Origin of the sequence: Streptomyces sp. NPDC020780 (genome assembly GCF_044334475.1) — a bacterium.
Classification (GTDB): Bacteria; Actinomycetota; Actinomycetes; order Streptomycetales; family Streptomycetaceae; genus Streptomyces.
The window spans coordinates 305,778-323,083 of the sequence record NZ_JBIRTB010000001.1 but is presented as its reverse complement, the minus strand read 5'-3'; the positions used below and the strand labels follow the sequence as shown (position 1 = coordinate 323,083).

Annotated in this window: 17 protein-coding genes; 11 read left to right on the top strand and 6 right to left on the bottom strand. The window is 71.7% G+C overall.

All coding sequences use genetic code 11. The features are described from left to right. Positions 1-45 precede the first annotated feature (45 nt). The gene (gene snpA / locus ACH4VO_RS01470; RefSeq protein ID WP_360997126.1) at positions 46-723 is read left to right on the top strand and encodes a snapalysin; all 678 of its coding nucleotides are present in this window, start codon (positions 46-48) and stop codon (positions 721-723) included. 89 nt (positions 724-812) lie between these two features. Here the strand turns inward: snpA and ACH4VO_RS01465 are convergent, their stop codons facing one another. Together ACH4VO_RS01465 and ACH4VO_RS01460 are read right to left on the bottom strand one after the other, a co-directional pair. Next, positions 813-1,481, bottom strand: coding sequence for a DUF6304 family protein (locus tag ACH4VO_RS01465; protein ID WP_360997128.1), 669 nt, complete (start codon positions 1,479-1,481; stop codon positions 813-815). Positions 1,482-1,747: 266 nt separating this feature from the next. After that, positions 1,748-3,151, bottom strand: coding sequence for a family 2B encapsulin nanocompartment shell protein (locus tag ACH4VO_RS01460; RefSeq protein ID WP_360997129.1), 1,404 nt, complete (start codon positions 3,149-3,151; stop codon positions 1,748-1,750). A 177-nt stretch (positions 3,152-3,328) separates the two neighbouring features. Here ACH4VO_RS01460 and ACH4VO_RS01455 point away from each other — a divergent pair, with 177 nt between their 5' ends. The 4 genes from ACH4VO_RS01455 to ACH4VO_RS01440 all read left to right on the top strand — a co-directional run bounded on the left by ACH4VO_RS01455 (position 3,329) and on the right by ACH4VO_RS01440 (position 6,797). Next, positions 3,329-3,781 carry an Rrf2 family transcriptional regulator gene (locus ACH4VO_RS01455; protein ID WP_360997131.1) on the top strand — a complete coding sequence of 151 codons (453 nt, stop codon included), beginning with the start codon at positions 3,329-3,331 and terminating at the stop codon, positions 3,779-3,781. A 148-nt stretch (positions 3,782-3,929) separates the two neighbouring features. Continuing rightward, positions 3,930-5,126, top strand: a complete 1,197-nt coding sequence (locus ACH4VO_RS01450; RefSeq protein ID WP_360997133.1) for a globin domain-containing protein — start codon at positions 3,930-3,932, stop codon at positions 5,124-5,126. Positions 5,127-5,269: 143 nt separating this feature from the next. Next, on the top strand, positions 5,270-5,860 hold the full coding sequence (locus tag ACH4VO_RS01445; protein WP_360997135.1) for an N-acetylmuramoyl-L-alanine amidase: 591 nt from the start codon (positions 5,270-5,272) through the stop codon (positions 5,858-5,860). Between the two features lie 43 nt (positions 5,861-5,903). Next, a complete protein-coding gene (locus ACH4VO_RS01440; RefSeq protein WP_360997136.1) occupies positions 5,904-6,797 on the top strand; it encodes a pyridoxal-phosphate dependent enzyme in 894 nt (297 codons plus the stop codon). A 200-nt stretch (positions 6,798-6,997) separates the two neighbouring features. On the opposite strand, the gene ACH4VO_RS01435 is transcribed toward ACH4VO_RS01440, so the two are convergent. Further along, entirely contained in the window at positions 6,998-8,599 is a 1,602-nt protein-coding gene (locus ACH4VO_RS01435; protein WP_360997138.1) for a Na+/H+ antiporter, read from the bottom strand. Between the two features lie 35 nt (positions 8,600-8,634). Between ACH4VO_RS01435 and ACH4VO_RS01430 the strand changes: the two genes are divergently transcribed. From ACH4VO_RS01430 to ACH4VO_RS01420, 3 genes are all read left to right on the top strand, one after another. Further along, the gene (locus ACH4VO_RS01430; RefSeq protein WP_360997140.1) at positions 8,635-8,895 is read left to right on the top strand and encodes a UBP-type zinc finger domain-containing protein; all 261 of its coding nucleotides are present in this window, start codon (positions 8,635-8,637) and stop codon (positions 8,893-8,895) included. Between the two features lie 232 nt (positions 8,896-9,127). Then, positions 9,128-9,541, top strand: a complete 414-nt coding sequence (locus tag ACH4VO_RS01425) for an anti-sigma regulatory factor (RefSeq protein WP_360997142.1) — start codon at positions 9,128-9,130, stop codon at positions 9,539-9,541. Next, entirely contained in the window at positions 9,538-10,491 is a 954-nt protein-coding gene (locus tag ACH4VO_RS01420; protein WP_360997144.1) for an RNA polymerase sigma factor SigF, read from the top strand. The genes ACH4VO_RS01425 and ACH4VO_RS01420 overlap by 4 nt, the downstream gene beginning before the upstream one ends. A gap of 60 nt (positions 10,492-10,551) precedes the next feature. Here the strand turns inward: ACH4VO_RS01420 and ACH4VO_RS01415 are convergent, their stop codons facing one another. After that, positions 10,552-11,001 (bottom strand): hypothetical protein, encoded by a 450-nt coding sequence (locus tag ACH4VO_RS01415; protein WP_360997146.1) that lies wholly within the window; start codon positions 10,999-11,001, stop codon positions 10,552-10,554. 156 nt (positions 11,002-11,157) lie between these two features. On the opposite strand from ACH4VO_RS01415, the gene ACH4VO_RS01410 reads away from it, so the two are divergent. Beyond that, positions 11,158-12,126 (top strand): diacylglycerol kinase family protein, encoded by a 969-nt coding sequence (locus tag ACH4VO_RS01410; RefSeq protein ID WP_360997147.1) that lies wholly within the window; start codon positions 11,158-11,160, stop codon positions 12,124-12,126. 319 nt (positions 12,127-12,445) lie between these two features. Further along, positions 12,446-12,703, top strand: coding sequence for a WhiB family transcriptional regulator (locus tag ACH4VO_RS01405; protein WP_003953983.1), 258 nt, complete (start codon positions 12,446-12,448; stop codon positions 12,701-12,703). Positions 12,704-12,872: 169 nt separating this feature from the next. On the opposite strand, the gene ACH4VO_RS01400 is transcribed toward ACH4VO_RS01405, so the two are convergent. Continuing rightward, the gene (locus tag ACH4VO_RS01400; protein ID WP_360997210.1) at positions 12,873-14,342 is read right to left on the bottom strand and encodes a PAS domain-containing sensor histidine kinase; all 1,470 of its coding nucleotides are present in this window, start codon (positions 14,340-14,342) and stop codon (positions 12,873-12,875) included. 571 nt (positions 14,343-14,913) lie between these two features. On the opposite strand from ACH4VO_RS01400, the gene nagB reads away from it, so the two are divergent. Beyond that, positions 14,914-15,699 carry a glucosamine-6-phosphate deaminase gene (nagB, locus tag ACH4VO_RS01395; protein WP_360997149.1) on the top strand — a complete coding sequence of 262 codons (786 nt, stop codon included), beginning with the start codon at positions 14,914-14,916 and terminating at the stop codon, positions 15,697-15,699. 77 nt (positions 15,700-15,776) lie between these two features. Here the strand turns inward: nagB and ACH4VO_RS01390 are convergent, their stop codons facing one another. After that, on the bottom strand, positions 15,777-17,303 hold the full coding sequence (locus ACH4VO_RS01390) for a glycoside hydrolase family 3 N-terminal domain-containing protein (protein ID WP_360997151.1): 1,527 nt from the start codon (positions 17,301-17,303) through the stop codon (positions 15,777-15,779). Between the last annotated feature and the right edge of the window lie 3 nt (positions 17,304-17,306).

Here is a 17,306-nt window from a genome sequence, read left to right as displayed (position 1 = left end):
GGCCCGCCGGACGGGACACGGCGGACAGGTAGGAGAGAACCCCCCATGAGACACCCCAGGACAGCCGTCATGTCGGCCGTGGCCGGTCTCGGTCTCGCCCTCGCCGCCGCTTTGGGCACGACCCCCGCGGTCGCCGCCGCCCCGGCCCCCGCCTCGGCCTCCGCGCCCACCACCCAGGCGGGTTACACCGCGTACGCCGGCTCCAAGGAGAACGCCGCCGCCAACAAGGCCTTCTTCGATGCCGTCATGAAGTCGGTCGCCGAGAAGCGGGCCGCCCAGCCGGGCGCTCTGGCCGTCACCGTGGTCTACAGCACCGCGAACGCCCCGAGCTTCCGCAGCCAGATAGCGAGCAGTACCAGCATCTGGAACAGCTCCGTCAGCAACGTCAAGCTGCAGGAGGGTTCCAACGCCGACTTCGCCTACTACGAGGGCAACGACTCGCGGGGCTCGTACGCGAGCACGGACGGGCACGGCAGCGGCTACATCTTCCTGGACTACGCGCAGAACCGGCAGTACAACTCGACCCGGGTCACGGCCCACGAGACGGGGCACGTACTCGGCCTGCCGGACCACTACAGCGGTCCGTGCAGCGAGCTCATGTCGGGCGGCGGTCCCGGCACGTCCTGCACCAACGCCTACCCGAACAGCACCGAGCGCTCACGGGTGAACACCCTGTGGCAGAACGGCTTCGCGGCCGCGCTCGCCACCGCGACCCGGTCCTGACACCTGGCGCGGCCACGCGTGACGCGCCGGGACCGTTCCGCCTCGCGGAGCGGCCCCGGCGCCCCCGCGGCCGGGCACCGCGGACGTGCTCAGGCGGTTTCCAGCGGGAAAGCACCCCGGTGGCCGGTTCCGGCGCCCTCCGCCGGACGCGGCTCGAACTCCCGGCAGCTCCATATCTCCTGGACGAATCCGGTGCGCCGGTCCCAGAGGCCGGCCACGGCATCCGCGCCCGCCGCGTCGCGGTAGGCGTCCTTCGCGTCCCGGAAGCAGGCGAGTCCGCCGGAGAGGCCCCGGCCCGGGGCGGGGAAGTAGTCGGAGAGTGCGCAGGCTATGCAGGTCTGCAGACGGATGCCCGGCGGGAGGATCCGCTGGATCGTGGCCAGCGCCGCGGCGAGGTCGCTCTCAGCGCGGTACGACTCGTACACCGCGCCGTCGAGGTGGAGGGCGAGGTACAGATCGGGGTCGTCCCGCCGCAGGGACAGCAGGCAGCTGAGGGTGGCCTGGCGCACCGTGCCGGACGTGAGGACCGGCAGGGGCAGGTCCCACTCCAGGACGCAGTCGCCGAGTACCCCGTCCACCAGGTCGAACACGCCGCCCTCGACCGGAACACCGGTCACGGGGCGCAGGCCGTCGAAGCTCGTGCCCTCGAAGTCGGTCCCCCGGACGCGGATGCGAAGGTGCTGCCCGTCCGTGGTGAGAATGACGGCCTCGGAACCGTGACCGTCCCGGTACCAGCCTGCCCACGACTCATCTGTCATGAGCAGGGACTGTAGCCCGTGGCCGACGTCCTTCCCCTGGCACCCTCCCCTTGCGTCCCGGCGGGTGCCGCATGCCCGTCAGACCGCCTATGGCACAAGCCCCATGGGCCACATCGAGGGGCCGTCCGGTGAAGGTGAAGCCGAGGCGCTCGTACTGCCTGCGGCTGAGCTCGCCGCTCCCCGCTTCCAGGTGGGCGGCGACGCGGGCCGTCCGGTCCACCGCGCCCGGCCGCGGCCGCCACCGGGCCCCGGGCCCCGGCGGGACGTCACCGCCGGCGGCCGACCTCGACGTTCTCCAGGACGCCGAGGGCGTCGGGCACGAGAACGGCGGCGGAGTAGTAGGCCGTCACGAGGTACGAGATGATCGCCTGCTCGTCGATGCCCATGAAGCGGACCGACAGGCTCGGCTCGATCTCGTCCGGGATACCGCTCTGCCGGAGCCCGATGACGCCCTGTTCCTCCTCTCCGGTCCTCATGCAGATGATCGAGGTGGTGTGGGCCTCGGTGACCGGGATCTTGTTGCTCGGGAAGATCGGGACTCCCCGCCAGGCCGGCACGTGGTGACCGCCCACCTCCACGCTCCCCGGGACCGGTCCGCGCTTGTTGCACTCGCGGCCGAACGCGGCGATGGCCCGGGGATGGGCGAGGAACAGCTTCGAACCATGCCTGCGCGACAGGAGTTCGTCCATGTCGTCGGGGGTCGGCGCCCCGTCGTGCGGCTGCAGCCGCTGCTCGTAGTGACAGTTGTGGAGCAGCCCGAACTCCCGGTTGTTGACGAGTTCGTACTCCTGGCGCTCGCGGAGTGCCTCGACCGTGAGCCTCACCTGCTGCTCGGTCTGGTTCATCGGCTGGTTGTAGAGGTCGGCGACCCTGCTGTGGACCTTCAGCACCGTCTGGGCGACGCTCAGTTCGTACTCGCGGGGTGACGTCTCGTAGTCGACGAAGGTGTGCGGGACGACGCTCTCCCCCACGTGGCCCGCCGAGAGATCGATCTCCGCCTCGCCGTAGGAGTTGGTCCGCTGCTGCGGAATGGCGAGGAGTCCGGCGAGGTGGTCGCGGAGCGGGGTCGCCCGGGCCGCGAGGTTGAGCACGTCCGAGCGGCGCAGCGTCAGGAGGGTGCACGCGGTGACGGCACGCACCGTGTACTCCCAGGCCGCGTCTCCGTCGACCAGCGCGTGGTCCCCGAAGTAGGCGCCGTCGGCGAGGACCCCGAGGACGGTCTCGTCCCCGTAGGGACCGGACCCGAGCTTCTCCACCCTGCCGTGGGCCAGCAGGTGCACACGGTCCGCCGTGTCGCCCGCCGAGGCGAGGACCTCACCGGCCTCCACCTCCCGCTGCTCGCATCTGCGTGCCAGTTCGGCCAGGACCTCCTCGTCCCCGAAACCACGCAGGGCGGGCAGCTCTCCGAGCTCCGCGGGGATGACAGCGACCCGATCGCCCGTCTGCACGAACGTCACCCGGCCGTCGCCGACCGCATAGCTGAGCCGGCGGTTCACCCGGTACGTCCCGCCCTGCACCTGCACCCACGGCAGCATGCGCAGCAGCCACCGCGAGGTGATCTCCTGCATCTGCGGGGCGGACTTGGTCGTCGTCGCGAGGTTCCGCGCAGCCGCTGTGCCGAGACTCTGCTGCGGCGGCTGCGTGTCGCGAACCTCTTCACCAACGGACATCCGACATCCTCTCGATCATGGGCTGAGCTGCGAGAAGAAGCCTTTCAGCTGGTGGACACCGTGCGCTATTACACAAAAGAGTGTGACTGTTCCGGCTCCTGGTGGGGCACGTCACCCGGCGCCGGGGCCCGCCCGGGTTAATTTGCATACCAGATGCAACTTACATAGTCTCAGCCCATGCGGCTGACGAGATTCACCGACGTGGCGCTCCGCGTGCTCATGCGCCTGGCCGTCGCGGCGGACGGCGACGACCCGCCGACCACCCGAGAGGTGGCGGCCGCGATGCAGGTGCCGTACACCCACGCCGCCAAGGTCGTCGCCCGGCTCCAGCACCTCGGACTGGTCGACGCCCGCCGCGGTCGCGGCGGGGGCCTCACGCTCACACCCGCCGGCCGGACCGCGTCGATCGGCGCACTGGTGCGCCGGCTGGAGGGCCCCGGCGAGGTGGTCGAATGCGAGGGTGCCACTCCGTGCCCCCTGCGTTCGGGCTGCCGGCTGCGCTCCGCGCTGCGCCGGGCCGAGGAGGCCTTCTACGCCTCCCTCGACCCGGTGACGGTCGCCGATCTCGTCTCCTCGCCCACGGGGCCGCTGCTGCTCGGCATCAGCGCCGGGCGCCCCGCACCCGGCTGATCGCACACCGGCGCACCCACCCGTGCGCCGGCCGCCGCGCGGCTCGAAATAGGTATCTCAGATGCACATTCGAAGCCGTATCGGCCCGGCCGTCGGGGCCTCGCCCCGCCTCCGCCCATCCCACGCACCCACCCCCAGGAGTCGACCGATGCTCTCCGAGACCTCGACCGCCACCGTCCGAGCCACCCTCCCCGCCGTGGGAGCCGCCATCGGGGAGATCGCGGACCTCTTCTACCGGAAGCTGTTCACCGTCCACCCCGAGCTGCACCGCGACCTGTTCAACCGCGGCAACCAGGCGTCCGGTACGCAGCGCCAGGCGCTCGCCGGCTCCATCGCGGCCTTCGCCACCCGGCTCGTCGAGCACCCGGACACCCGGCCCGACGTGATGCTCGGCCGCATAGCCAACAAGCACGCCTCGCTCGGCATCACCGCCCCGCAGTACGAGGTCGTGCACACCCACCTCTTCGCCGCCATCGCCGAGGTGCTCGGCGACGCGGTCACCCCCGAGGTCGCCGCGGCCTGGGACGAGGTCTACTGGCTGATGGCCAACTCCCTGATCACCCTCGAGAACCGGCTGTACGCACAGCAGGGCGTCATCGCGGGCGACGTGTGGCGGGAGTGGACGGTGGCCTCGCGGATCGAGGAGACCGCGGACGTGGTCACCTTCCAGCTCGCACCCGCCGACGGGGCCCCGGCCCCCGCATTCCGCCCGGGGCAGTACGTCTCCGTGCAGGTGGAACTCCCCGACGGTGCGCGGCAGATCCGCCAGTACAGCCTCTCCTGCGCACCGGGGTCCACCCTGCGCTCCCTGACCGTGAAGCGGGTACAGGGCGAGGGGACCCCGGACGGCGAGGTCTCCCGGCACCTGCACACCCACGTCCGGGAGGGCAGCGTGCTGCGCGTCTCGGCCCCCTACGGCGACCTGGTGCTGGAGGACGGCGACGCACCGCTGCTCCTCGCGTCGGCCGGTATCGGCTGCACCCCGATCCTGTCGATGCTGGACCACCTGGTCGCGCTGGACCACCGCGCACCCGTCACCGTGGTGCACGGCGACCGCTCGCCCGCCGACCACGCCCTGCGCGCCGACCACACCCTGCTCACGGGCAAACTGCACGACGCCGCCGCGCACTTCTGGTACGAGACCCCCGAGCCCGGCCACCCCGCGGAGCGGACCGGCCTGGTCGATCTGGCAGGGCTCCCCGTCGCCACAGGGACCCGTGCCTACCTCTGCGGTCCGCTGCCGTTCATGCGTGCCGTGCGCTCCCAGTTGCTCGCCAAGGGCGTCGCCCCGGCCGACATCCACTACGAGGTGTTCGGACCCGACCTGTGGCTCGCCCAGGACTGAGGCCGCGGATCACCCGTTGCTCGCGGGCGTACTCGGATCGGCTCGAACAGGGACCGAACAGGGGGCGAACAGGTAGCCCTGCCCCCCGCGTTCCGGTAGAAGCGGAGTAGGGACACACTCCCCCACCGGAAAAGGAGTCGGCCATGTCCTCACCGATGTCCGCGAGCAACTTCCTCAAGGCCCTCAAGGACGAAGGGCTCACCGTCGTCCAGGTGGGTGACTGGCGTACGCACAACCGCGACCACAAAGGTCCCTGGGGACCGGTGCACGGCGTGATGCTCCATCACACCGCCACCAAGGGCTCCGCACGCACCGTCGACATCTGCCGTGACGGATACTCGGGCCTCCCCGGCCCGCTGTGCCACGGGGTGATCACCAAGGACGGCAGGGTCCACCTGGTCGGTTACGGCCGCGCCAACCACGCCGGACTCGGTGACCACGACGTCCTGCGGGCCGTCAAGGCCGAGAAGCGCCTCCCGCGGGACAACGAGGCCGACACGGACGGGAACCGGCACTTCTACGGGTTCGAGTGCGAGAACCTCGGCGACGGGGACGATCCCTGGCCCGCCGTCCAGCTCGAGGCCGTCGAGAAGGCCGCGGCCGCGGTCTGCCGGTTCCACCACTGGGACGCCCCTTCGGTCATCGGGCACCGTGAATGGCAGCCCGGCAAGGTCGATCCGCGCGGCTTCTCGATGAACGGGATGCGCACCAGGATCCACGACCGCCTCAAGTAGTCCCGCCGATCCGCCGGCGGCACCGGCGAACCACAATGGGCACATGCCCCACGAAGCGCCCGGCCTCTCCCGGCTGCAGCCGGTTCTCCCCTCGCCCCTGCAGCCGGCCGATGACGAGCGCTTCGCGCGCAACGGTGTGACCCTGCTGCTCAAGCGCGACGACCTGATCCACCCGGACCTGCCCGGGAACAAGTGGCGCAAGCTCGCCCCCAACCTGCGGGCCGCCGCCGGCCGCACCGTACTGACCTTCGGCGGGGCCTACTCCAACCACCTGCGTGCCACGGCCGCCGCCGGGCGCCTGCTCGGCTTCCCCACCGTGGGCGTCGTGCGGGGCGACGAGCTGGCCCACCGGCCCCTGAACCCCTCCCTCGCCCACTGCGCGGCCGACGGCATGCGGCTGCACTTCGTCGACCGCGCCACCTACCGCTCGAAGACGTCCCCCGGGGTCCTGGAGGGCCTGCTGCGCCTCTTCGGCGACTGCCTGGTCGTCCCGGAAGGCGGCAGCAACGCGCTCGCCGCTCAGGGCTGCACAGCGCTCGGCCGCGAGCTGCGCGGACCGGGCGGCACCGTCGCCGTCGCCTGCGGCACGGGGGGCACACTGGCGGGGCTGGCGGCCGGACTCGGGCCGGACCAGCACGCCCTCGGCGTGCCGGTCCTGCGCGGCGGCTTCCTGGGGGACGCCGTGCGCGGCCTCCAGCGGGAGGCGTTCGGCGCGCCGGCGGGCCGGTGGTCCCTGGACGAGCGGTTCCACTTCGGCGGCTACGCCCGGACGACACCGGAGCTGCACGCCTTCGCCGACGACTTCGAGGACCGACACGGCCTGCCCGTCGAACGGCTCTACGTCGCCAAACTCCTCTACGCGCTCACGCGCCTCGCCGGCGAAGGCGCCTTCGCCCCGGGCTCCACGGTGACGGCGGTCATCACCGGACGGCCGTGAACCCCTGGGTGGCCGCCGCGGCCTGCGGGGCCCCTCAGGCGGCCTCCGGACGGAGCGCCGTCCGCGCGGAGGGCAGGACCGGCGGCGGCCGGTGCGCGCGATCGCACGGCGGAGGGCGTCCCCGGTACCGGACGCACCAGGGCGGTCCCGACGGCGCGGCCAGGCGCCGCCCGGGCGGACGGGACCATCGCAGCACGCCCTTAAGCCCCGTCCGACTCCCGGTAGGCCGCGGCCTCCTCCAGGTCCAGCCGGCGCAGCAGGGCGCGCAGCATCTCGTCGTCGATGCGCCGCTCGTCCCTGAGGCGGACGAAGACCTCCCGCTCGGCGCCGATCATCTCCCGGGCCAGCCGCCGGTACGTGTCGTCCGCCGACTCCCCCGTGACGGGGTCGGCCGCGCCGAGCCGCTCCCAGACGGCGTTGCGGCGGCGCTCCATCACGGTGCGCAGCCGGTCCGCGAGCGGGCCGGGCAGGGAGTTGCCGGGGCGGGCCAGCAGCTCGTCCAGCCGCGCCTCCGCGGCCGTGGACGCCTCGCTCTGCGCCTGCGCCTCGGCCAGCGTCTCGGCCTGTACGTCGCTCCCCGGGAGCCTCAGGACACGCACCAGCAGGGGCAGGGTGAGCCCTTGGACGACCAGGGTCCCGATGACCGTCGTGAAGGTCAGGAACAGCACCAGGTTGCGGGCCGGGAAGCCGTCACCGTTGTGGATGACCATGGGGATGGAGAAGGCGATGGCGAGCGAGACGACGCCCCGCATGCCGGCCCAGCTCACGATCAGGGGTGAGCTCCACGGCAGGGCGGGCTCACGTGCCCTGATGCGGCGCGAGAGCCACAGGGGCAGGTAACTCGCCGGGTAGACCCAGGCGAAGCGCACCACGACGACGGCGAGGAAGACGGCGACCGCGTACAGGCACAACTGGGTGGCGTCATAGCCGCCGAGCCCCTTGAGCACGAAGGGAAGCTGCAGCCCGATGAGTGCGAAGACCGCGGACTCCAGGATGAACGCGACCATCTTCCAGACCGCCGCCTCCTGGAGCCTGGTCGCGAAATCGACCTGCCACGAGCGGTGCCCCAGGTAGAGCGCGACGACGACCACGGCGAGCACCCCGGAGGCATGCACCCGCTCAGCGGCCGCGTACGCGACGAAGGGGATCAGCAGCGACAGGGTGTTCTGGAGCAGTGCCTCCCTGAGGTGCGTGCGCAGCCAGTGCAGGGGCACCATCAGCACCAGGCCGACGCCGACACCTCCGACCGAGGCCAGCAGGAACTCACCGACCCCCTCGCCCCAGCTCATCCCCTCCCCGACGGCTGCGGCGAGCGCCACCTTGAAGGCAGTGATCGCGGTGGCGTCGTTCACCAGGGACTCGCCCTGGAGGATGGTGGTGACCCGGGCGGGCAGCCCGACCCGGCGGGCGATCGCCGCGGCCGTGACGGCGTCCGGCGGGGCGATCACCGCCCCGAGAACCAGCGCGGCGGTGAGCGGCAGGTCCGGCACGACCAGGTAGGCCAGCCAGCCGACGGCGAACGTCGCGAACAGGACGTACCCCACGGAGAGCAGCGCGACCGGCCGCAGATTGGCCCGCAGGTCGAGGTAGGAACTGTCGATCGCGGCGGTGTGGAGCAGCGGCGGCAGCAGCAGGGGCAGCACGATGTGCGCGTCCAGCGTGTACGCGGGCACGCCCGGCAGGTACGAGGCCAGCAGACCGGCGGCGACCAGCAGCAGCGGCGCGGGCACCGGCGTGCGGCGCGCGGCACCCGCGACCGCGGCACTGGCGGCGACAAGGGCCACCAGCGGCAATGCGTCCATCTCACCGTCCTCGCGTACGACGTAACGTGGCCATCATGAGTGAGTGCCTCCATGTTCTCGAACTGCCGCGCCCCGAGCCCGCCCCGCTCAGCGACACCTGTCCGGAGTGCGTGGTGGCCGGCACCCATCCCGTGCAGCTGCGGCTCTGCCTGTCCTGCGGCCATGTCGGGTGCTGCGACTCGTCGCCCCTGAAGCACGCCGCGGCGCACTTCAGGGAGACCGGTCACCCGGTGATGCGGAGCTTCGAGCGCGGCGAGAGCTGGCGCTGGTGCTTCGCGGACGGTTCGATCGTCTGACGTCTGGGTACGTCAAACCGGCGCCGGTTCTTCGCAATTGACGGCCGCAGACCTCTAGCCACCGTGCGTACCCATGTGCTTACCATGAGTGACTACCGGGCATGAGCCTTCGGCGACACGGCATCATGGGGCGCGATAGCGTCGCCGGACCACGGAAACCGACGACGCACCGCACGGCTCCGGGCACTCGTCCCGGAGCCTCGAACGAGTTTGTGCCACCTTGGAGGTGAGGGTGTCCCACATCGCAGGCGAGCCCGGGAGCCAGGACTTCGTCGAGGTCCGGCTGCCCGCTGCGGGTGCCTACCTGTCGGTGCTGCGTACGGCCACGGCCGGTCTCGCAGCACGCTTGGACTTCACTCTCGACGAGATCGAGGACCTTCGCATCGCGGTCGACGAGGCCTGCGCGATCCTGCTCCAGCAGGCCGTGCCCGGTTCCGTCCTCAGCTGCGTCTTCCGCCTCGTGGACGATTCCCTCGAAGTGACGGTGTCGGCGCCCACGACCGACGGCCGCGCGCCCGAGCGCGACACCTTCGCCTGGACGGTGCTCTCCGCGCTGGCCGGCAAGGTCGACTCCACGGTCGCCGACGACCGTACGGTCAGCATCAGCCTCTACAAACAGCGCGGCGCGGGACCCGGGCCGGCGTGAGCGAGGGGAACGGGGACGGTCCTGTGCGGGACGAGACGATCCGGTCCGGGGTGGTGCGCCCAGCAGCCGTCCCGGAGCAGCAGGCCCGGCCGCATCCTGTGGACGGTGCGGACGGGACACGGGACCGTACGGCCGCGGAGGAGCAGTCGCAGGCGGAGCGGGCGGGCCAGATGAGCGAGCACGGGCATCACGATCCACAGGACCGCAGCGGGGCACGGGCGCTCTTCGTGGAGCTTCGGGAGCTCCCCGACGGCTCCGCCGAGAAGGCGGAACTGCGCAACCGGCTGGTGCGGATGCACCTGCCGCTCGTGGAGCACCTGGCCCGCCGGTTCCGCAACCGCGGGGAGCCTCTGGACGACCTGACCCAGGTCGCCACGATCGGGCTGATCAAGTCGGTCGACCGGTTCGACCCGGAGCGCGGCGTCGAGTTCTCGACGTACGCGACGCCCACGGTCGTCGGTGAGATCAAGCGCCACTTCCGCGACAAGGGATGGGCGGTGCGGGTGCCGCGCCGTCTGCAGGAGCTGCGGCTGTCGCTGACCACGGCCACCGCGGAGCTCTCCCAGCAGCACGGCCGCTCGCCGACCGTGCACGAACTGGCGGAGCGGCTGGGCATCTCCGAGGAGGAGGTGCTGGAGGGCCTGGAGTCGGCCAACGCCTACAGCACGCTCTCGCTCGACGTGCCCGACACGGACGACGAGTCGCCCGCCGTCGCGGACACCCTGGGCTCCGAGGACGAGGCGCTGGAGGGTGTCGAGTACCGGGAGTCGCTCAAGCCGCTGCTGGAGGACCTCCCGCCGCGCGAGAAGCGGATCCTGCTGCTGCGCTTCTTCGGCAACATGACCCAGTCGCAGATCGCCCAGGAGGTCGGCATCTCCCAGATGCACGTCTCCCGGCTCCTGGCCCGCACGCTCGCGCAACTGCGTGAGCGCCTCCTCGTCGAGGAGTAGGCGGGAAGCAAGCGGCGAGCGGGGCCGGGGAAGCCCGAAGGGCGCCCCGCCGGCGGCGCCTCAGGCCTCGGGGGTCGTCCAGGGCCCCCGGATTCCGAGCGCCCTTGTGGTCGCCGGGTTGAACAGCAGGACGAGCGCCGTCACGGCGACGGCGGCGAGCGCGATCCCGGCGGGGATGAGCGCGCCCTGGGACCGCAGCAGCGTCCAGGCCACCGGCAGGGCCATGAGCTGCGTGATCAGCGCGGGGCCCCGGCTCCAGCTGCGCCGCCGCAGCAGCCCCCGGGCCGCGAGGAGCGGGATCAGGCCGAGGGCGATCAGAGTGAGTCCGCCCATCTCGGCCTGCTGGGGACTGTCGGGCCGGCCGAGGAGGCCCATGACCAGCATGGAGACACCGCCGACGGCGAGTGCGGCGCCCTCGATGGCGGTCAGTGCGGCCAGGGCGGCGATCCGTCCCGGCTTCTCCGGGCCGGCCGGGGGCGAGGAGGCGGGCGTGTTCTGCTGAGTGCTCACGCCTTTCAGACTGGCATCCCGGCGCCCCGGACGTGAAACCGGGGCGCCCCCCGGCCCGCCCGACGCCACCCTGAGACCATCACTCCCCGTGACCGATTGCGGACGTAAATGATCAGGACTTCAGACCGGTACCGCGCGGTAGGTACTCTGACGGGCATGCGCGCACTCCTCGTGGTCAACCCAGCTGCCACCACCACCAGCGCGCGGACGCGTGACGTCCTCATCCACGCCCTGGCGAGCGAGATGAAGATCGAGGCCGTGACCACGGAGTACCGGGGGCACGCCCGGGACCTGGGGCGACGGGCGGCGGACGCCGACGACATCGACCTGGTCGTCGCCCTCGGCGGGGACGGCACGGTCAACGAAGTGGTCAACGGCCTGCTGCACAGGGGCCCCGACGTGGAAGGGCTGCCGAGTCTCGCCGTCGTGCCCGGCGGCTCCACCAACGTCTTCGCGCGCGCCCTGGGGATCCCCAACGACGCCGTGGAGGCGACCGGCGCCATCCTGGACGCCCTCGCCGCCCGGAGCGAGCGCACGGTGGGCCTCGGTCTCGCCGCCGGCACCCCGGGGACGCCGGACGAGGCCGTCCCCGAACGCTGGTTCACCTTCTGCGCCGGGCTCGGGTTCGACGCGGGCGTGATCGGCCGGGTCGAACAGAAGCGGGAACTCGGCAAGCGCTCGACGCACGCCCTGTACGTGCGCCAGGTGGTCCGGCAGTTCCTCGGGGAGCCGCACCGGCGCAACGGCCTGATCACCCTCGAGGTCCCCGGCCAGGAGCCGGTGACCGACCTCGCCCTGTCGATAATCTGCAACACCGCACCCTGGACCTACCTGGGGAACCGTCCGATATACGCCTCTCCGAAGGCGTCGTTCGACAGCGCCCTGGACGTCCTCGGACTGAAGCGTCTGTCCACTCCCGCGGTCACCAGATACGCCACCCAGCTGCTCACTTCCAGCCCGGAGAAGGGCCCCCACGGCAAGCACGCGGTCTCCCTCCACGACCTGACGGACTTCACCTTGCATTCGAAGGCGCCACTGCCCTTCCAGATGGACGGCGACCACTTGGGACTGCGTACGAGCGTGACGTTCACAGGCGTACGCCGTGCACTGCGTGTGATTGTGTGAGTGGAAGACCCCAAAGTCCTTTGACTCGAACGTTTGGGCTGGCCCCCACCCCTTAGAAGTACGGCTGTGACCTAGTCGACACCGAGGAATCAAAAAAAACTTTCCAGAAGGGGTTGTATCCGCCGCCGAGGTTTGCGAATCTCTACATGGCGATCGAGACGGCCCGCACCACCGGCCTCCACTGAGAGCCAGAACCCCTCCTCATCACAACAGGACCACAACCAGTTCATCTGGGCGTCGGACCTTCGTCTGCGGGGGGATTCGTGAAAGCGTTCACATTCACAAGCACCGTATGTAATACCAAGGAGAGGTAGCAGCCATGGACTGGCGTCACAACGCCGTTTGTCGTGAGGAAGACCCCGAGCTGTTCTTCCCCATCGGCAACACCGGTCCTGCGCTGCTGCAGATCGAGGAAGCCAAGGCCGTCTGCCGTCGCTGCCCCGTCATGGAGCAGTGCCTGCAGTGGGCGCTCGAGTCCGGCCAGGACTCCGGCGTCTGGGGTGGCCTCAGCGAGGACGAGCGCCGCGCAATGAAGCGTCGTGCCGCTCGCAACCGGGCGCGTAACGCCAGCGCCTGACCGACGCCCCCCGCACACGAGCCTCAGCCAGGCGGCGCGTACAGAGCGTACGCACAGTCCCGCCTTCGAGTCGCAGCGCGCAGTACCCCCGAAGCGCATCGCACCGTGAGCACCACAGTGGGCCCGGACCGTCACCACGGTCCGGGCCCACTGTGCTGTCAGGCCCCCACTACGTGACGCTGTTGCGGACGGGGATGTCCAGCACGACCTGGGTGCCGCGCTCGGGACCGGGAACCATGCCGAACGTCCCGCCCAGTTCCCCTTCGACCAGGGTGCGCACGATCTGCAGTCCGAGATTGCCGGCCCGCTGCGGGTCGAATCCCTCGGGCAGACCACGCCCGTCGTCCGCGACGGTGATCAGCAGCCGGCCCTCGGACGGCGAGCCGCCACGGACCGCGGCCACCTCCACCGTGCCGCGCTCGGCCACGGTGAAGGCGTGCTCCAGTGCGTTCTGCAGCACTTCGGTGAGCACCATGGAGAGCGGAGTGGCGACTTCCGCGTCGAGGATCCCGAAGCGGCCGGCGCGCCGGCAGGTGACCTTGCCGGGTGAGATCTCGGCGACCATCGCGATGACGCGGTCTGCGATCTCGTCGAACTCGACCCGCTCGTCCAGATTCTGGGACAGCGTCTCATGCACGATCGCAATCGAACCGACGCGCCGCACCGCCTCGTTGAGCGCCTCCCGGCCCTGCGGCGAATCCATCCGGCGGGCCTGGAGGCGCAACAGGGCCGCCACCGTCTGGAGGTTGTTCTTCACCCGGTGGTGGATCTCCCGGATGGTCGCGTCCTTGGTGATCAACTCCCTCTCACGGCGGCGGAGTTCCGTGACGTCCCGGAGCAGTACGAGTGAACCGATGCGGACGCCTTTGGGTTTGAGCGGAATGGCGCGCAGCTGGATCACCCCGCCGGCCCCCTCCACCTCGAACTCCCGGGGCGCGTACCCGCTCGCCACCTTCACCAGGGCCTCGTCCACCGGTCCGCGGGACGGGGCGAGTTCGGCGGTCGTCGCACCGAGGTGGTGGCCGACGAGATCGGAGGCGAGGCCGAGCCGGTGGTAGGCGGAGAGGCCGTTGGGGCTGGCGTACTGGACGACCCCGTCGGCGTCCAGCCGGATGAGACCGTCACCCACGCGTGGCGACGCGTCCATGTCCACCTGCTGACCGGGGAACGGGAAGGATCCGGCGGCGATCATCTGGGCCAGGTCGGAGGCGGACTGGAGGTAGGTGAGCTCCAGCCGGGAGGGGGTGCGCACGGTGAGGAGGTTGGTGTTGCGGGCGATGACCCCGAGGACCCGCCCCTCGCGGCGTACGGGGATCGACTCGACCCGTACGGGCACCTCTTCGCGCCATTCCGGGTCGCCCTCCCGCACGATGCGGCCCTCGTCCAGCGCGGCGTCCAGCAGGGGCCGGCGGCCGCGCGGCACCAGATGGCCGACCATGTCGTCCTGGTAGGAGGTGGGGCCGGTGTTGGGCCGCATCTGCGCCACGGACACATAGCGGGTCCCGTCACGTGTGGGCACCCACAGGACGAGGTCGGCGAAGGACAGGTCGGAGAGCAGCTGCCACTCCGAGACCAGCAGGTGGAGCCACTCGAGGTCGGTATCGCTCAGGGCTGTGTGCTGGCGGACAAGGTCGTTCATGGAGGGCACGGGTGCGAGCGTACCTGTGGAAACCGAGAGATTCCGAACCCGTCCGCCCCGGGATACGTGACACTGTGCGGGGACGGACCCTCCGCGAAAAGACCGTGCCGGCGGATGGACACGGACTTTGGTCTAGTCCACAATGCAGCGTGTGCGTGCATCACGCACACGACGACCTCCGCTCTCCCCGCACAGGAGAGCGGACCGAGGTGACCGGCGCTCTCTGCCCTGACTGCGCCGGCCCTCCAGTGGCCGGGGGCACCGCACACCACCGGCCAGGCAGCTCCGGGCTGCGGTGCCGGACGGGCCGAGGGTCCCGCCCCGGCGCCGCGGCCCGCGGGTGTTCACGGCCCCTCCCACACCCCCGCCGGCGGGGCCTCCCCCGCCGCACCGGACCCCGCCCCCGCCCCGCACGCACGGGGCCGCGGGCCTCCGTCCTCCGTCCTCCGACGGGGCGACAGCGGGCGGCGTACGCAGGACCGATTCACCGCAGGGCCCTCCTGTTCTGCTAGATTGGGCTCTCAATTGGTCTATACCACATGACGGCACTCGCCAGATCGGCAGGCACAGCGTGGAAGTTGTCATCGTCCCGGACGCCACGGCAGGCGGCGAACTCATCGCGGAGGCCATCGCGGCCCTGCTGAGCCGCAAGCCCGACGCCCTGCTCGGCGTGGCCACCGGCTCGACCCCGCTGCCCATCTACCGGGCTCTCGCGGCGAAGGTCCGCTCCGGTGCAGTCGACGCCTCCCGCGCCCGCATCTGCCAGCTGGACGAGTACGTCGGGCTGCCCGCCGGCCACCCCGAGTCCTACCGTTCGGTCGTCCTGCGCGAGGTCGTCGAACCGCTCGGCCTGCCGGAGACGTCTTTCATGGGCCCGGACGGCAGCGCCGAGGACGTCCAGGCCGCCTGCGAGGCCTACGACAGATCGCTGGCCGAGGCGGGCGGAGTGGACCTGCAACTGCTCGGCATCGGCACCGACGGGCACATCGGCTTCAACGAGCCGTGCTCCTCCCTCGCCTCCCGCACCCGGATCAAGACGCTGACCGAGCAGACCCGGATCGACAACGCCCGCTTCTTCGACGACGACATCGAACAGGTGCCGCGCCACGTCATCACCCAGGGCATCGGCACGATCCTGGAGTCCCGCCACCCGGTGCTGCTGGCCACGGGGGAGGGCAAGGCCGACGCCGTGGCACAGACGGTCGAGGGGCCGGTCGCCTCGGTCGTCCCCGCATCGGCGCTGCAACTGCACCGGCACGCCACGGTGGTGGTCGACGAGGCGGCTGCGTCCAAGCTGAAGCTGGCGGACTACTTCCGCGCCACCTACGCGGCCAAGCCGCGGTGGCAGGGCCTGTAGGGCGCCGCGCCGTACGCCCGAGGGCCGGGGCACCCGTGACGGGTGCCCCGGCCCTCTCGCCGTGCCGTAGGCCGCGTCTACTGCGTCGGCGCCGTCCCCGTGATCACCTCGGCCGCCGCGACCCCGCAGACCCGGGCGGCGCCGTACGTGGCGACGTGCAGGGCTCCCCTGGCAGGCGCCGCGGGCAGTCCCATCTCGACCACGACCGTGTCCGGGCGTGCCGCCAGCAGGCCGTCCAGGGCCTGGCCCATCCACGCGTGGCGGTGTTCGTCGCGGACGACGGCGACGATGCGCCGCTCCCCCGCGGCCCGCAGCACCTCGTCCACCGCGGCCGAGCCGTACGTGTCGGTCCCGGTGCCCGGCAGGATCCGCGCCAGCTCCGCCGCGACGCCCCACGGGGTCTCGGCGCCCACCGCAATGTTCGCGACGGGGGTGAACGCGGCGACGTACACCGGCCCGGCCGGGGCCCTGGTGGACCCGGTCACCCGCACGGCGCGGCGGGCCGCGGCGAGTCCGACGTCCGCGGCGGGTCCGGTGCCGGGCGCGGTCCCCTCCTGCACTGCCGCGCCCGGCTCCGGCACAGCCCCCCTGACCCTCCGCGTCCAGGACGCGAGGGCCCGTACCCGTGCGGCGGCGTCGGCCAGCCGCTCCTCGGACAGTTCGCCGGTCCGTACCGCCGCGACCAGCGCGTCGCGCAGCCGCAGCACGGTGTCCTCGTCCGCGAGCCCGCCGCCGACACAGATGGCGTCGGCGCCCGCGGCGACGGCGAGGACGGAACCGCGCTCGATCCCGTACGTGCCGGCGATGGCGTCCATCTCCATGCCGTCGGTGACGATCAGGCCCTCGTACCCCAGCTCCTGACGCAGCAGCCCGGTGAGGATCCGGGGGCTCAGCGTCGCGGGCCGGGCGGGGTCGAGTGCGGGGAGCAGGATATGTGCACTCATCACGGATTTGGAACCCGCGGCGATGGCCGCCCGGAAGGGAACCAGCTCGCGGGCGTGGAGGGTCTCCAGGTCCACGTCGATCCCCGGCAGAGCGAGGTGCGAGTCGACCGCGGTGTCGCCGTGGCCCGGGAAGTGCTTGGTGCAGGCCGCCACGCCGGAGGCCTGGAGGCCCTCGACGTACGCGGCGGTGTGCCGGGCGACGAGGCCGGGGTCCGCGCCGAAGGAGCGCACCCCGATGACCGGGTTGGCCGGGTTGGAGTTGACGTCGGCGGACGGTGCCCAGTTGAGGTTGACCCCGCACTCGGCCAGCCGGCGGCCGAGTTCGCGGGCCACGGACCGGGTCAGCTCCACGTCGTCCACCGTGCCGAGGGCCAGGTTGCCGGGGAAGGACGAGCCGTCCCGGACCTCGAGCCGCGTGACGTCGCCGCCCTCCTCGTCGATCGCGACGAGGACGTCGTCGCGCTCGGCCCGCAGCCGGGCGGTGAGCGCGGCGAGCTGCCCGGGAGAGTGGATGTTCCGTCCGAACAGCCCGACGGACGTGAGGCCTTCGCCGACCCGGCGCAGCAGCCAGTCCGGTGCGGTCGTCCCGGTGAAGCCGGGCTGCAGGACGGCGAGAGCGTCACGGGTGACGGTGTCCGTGGTGGATACGAGCGTGGTCATGGG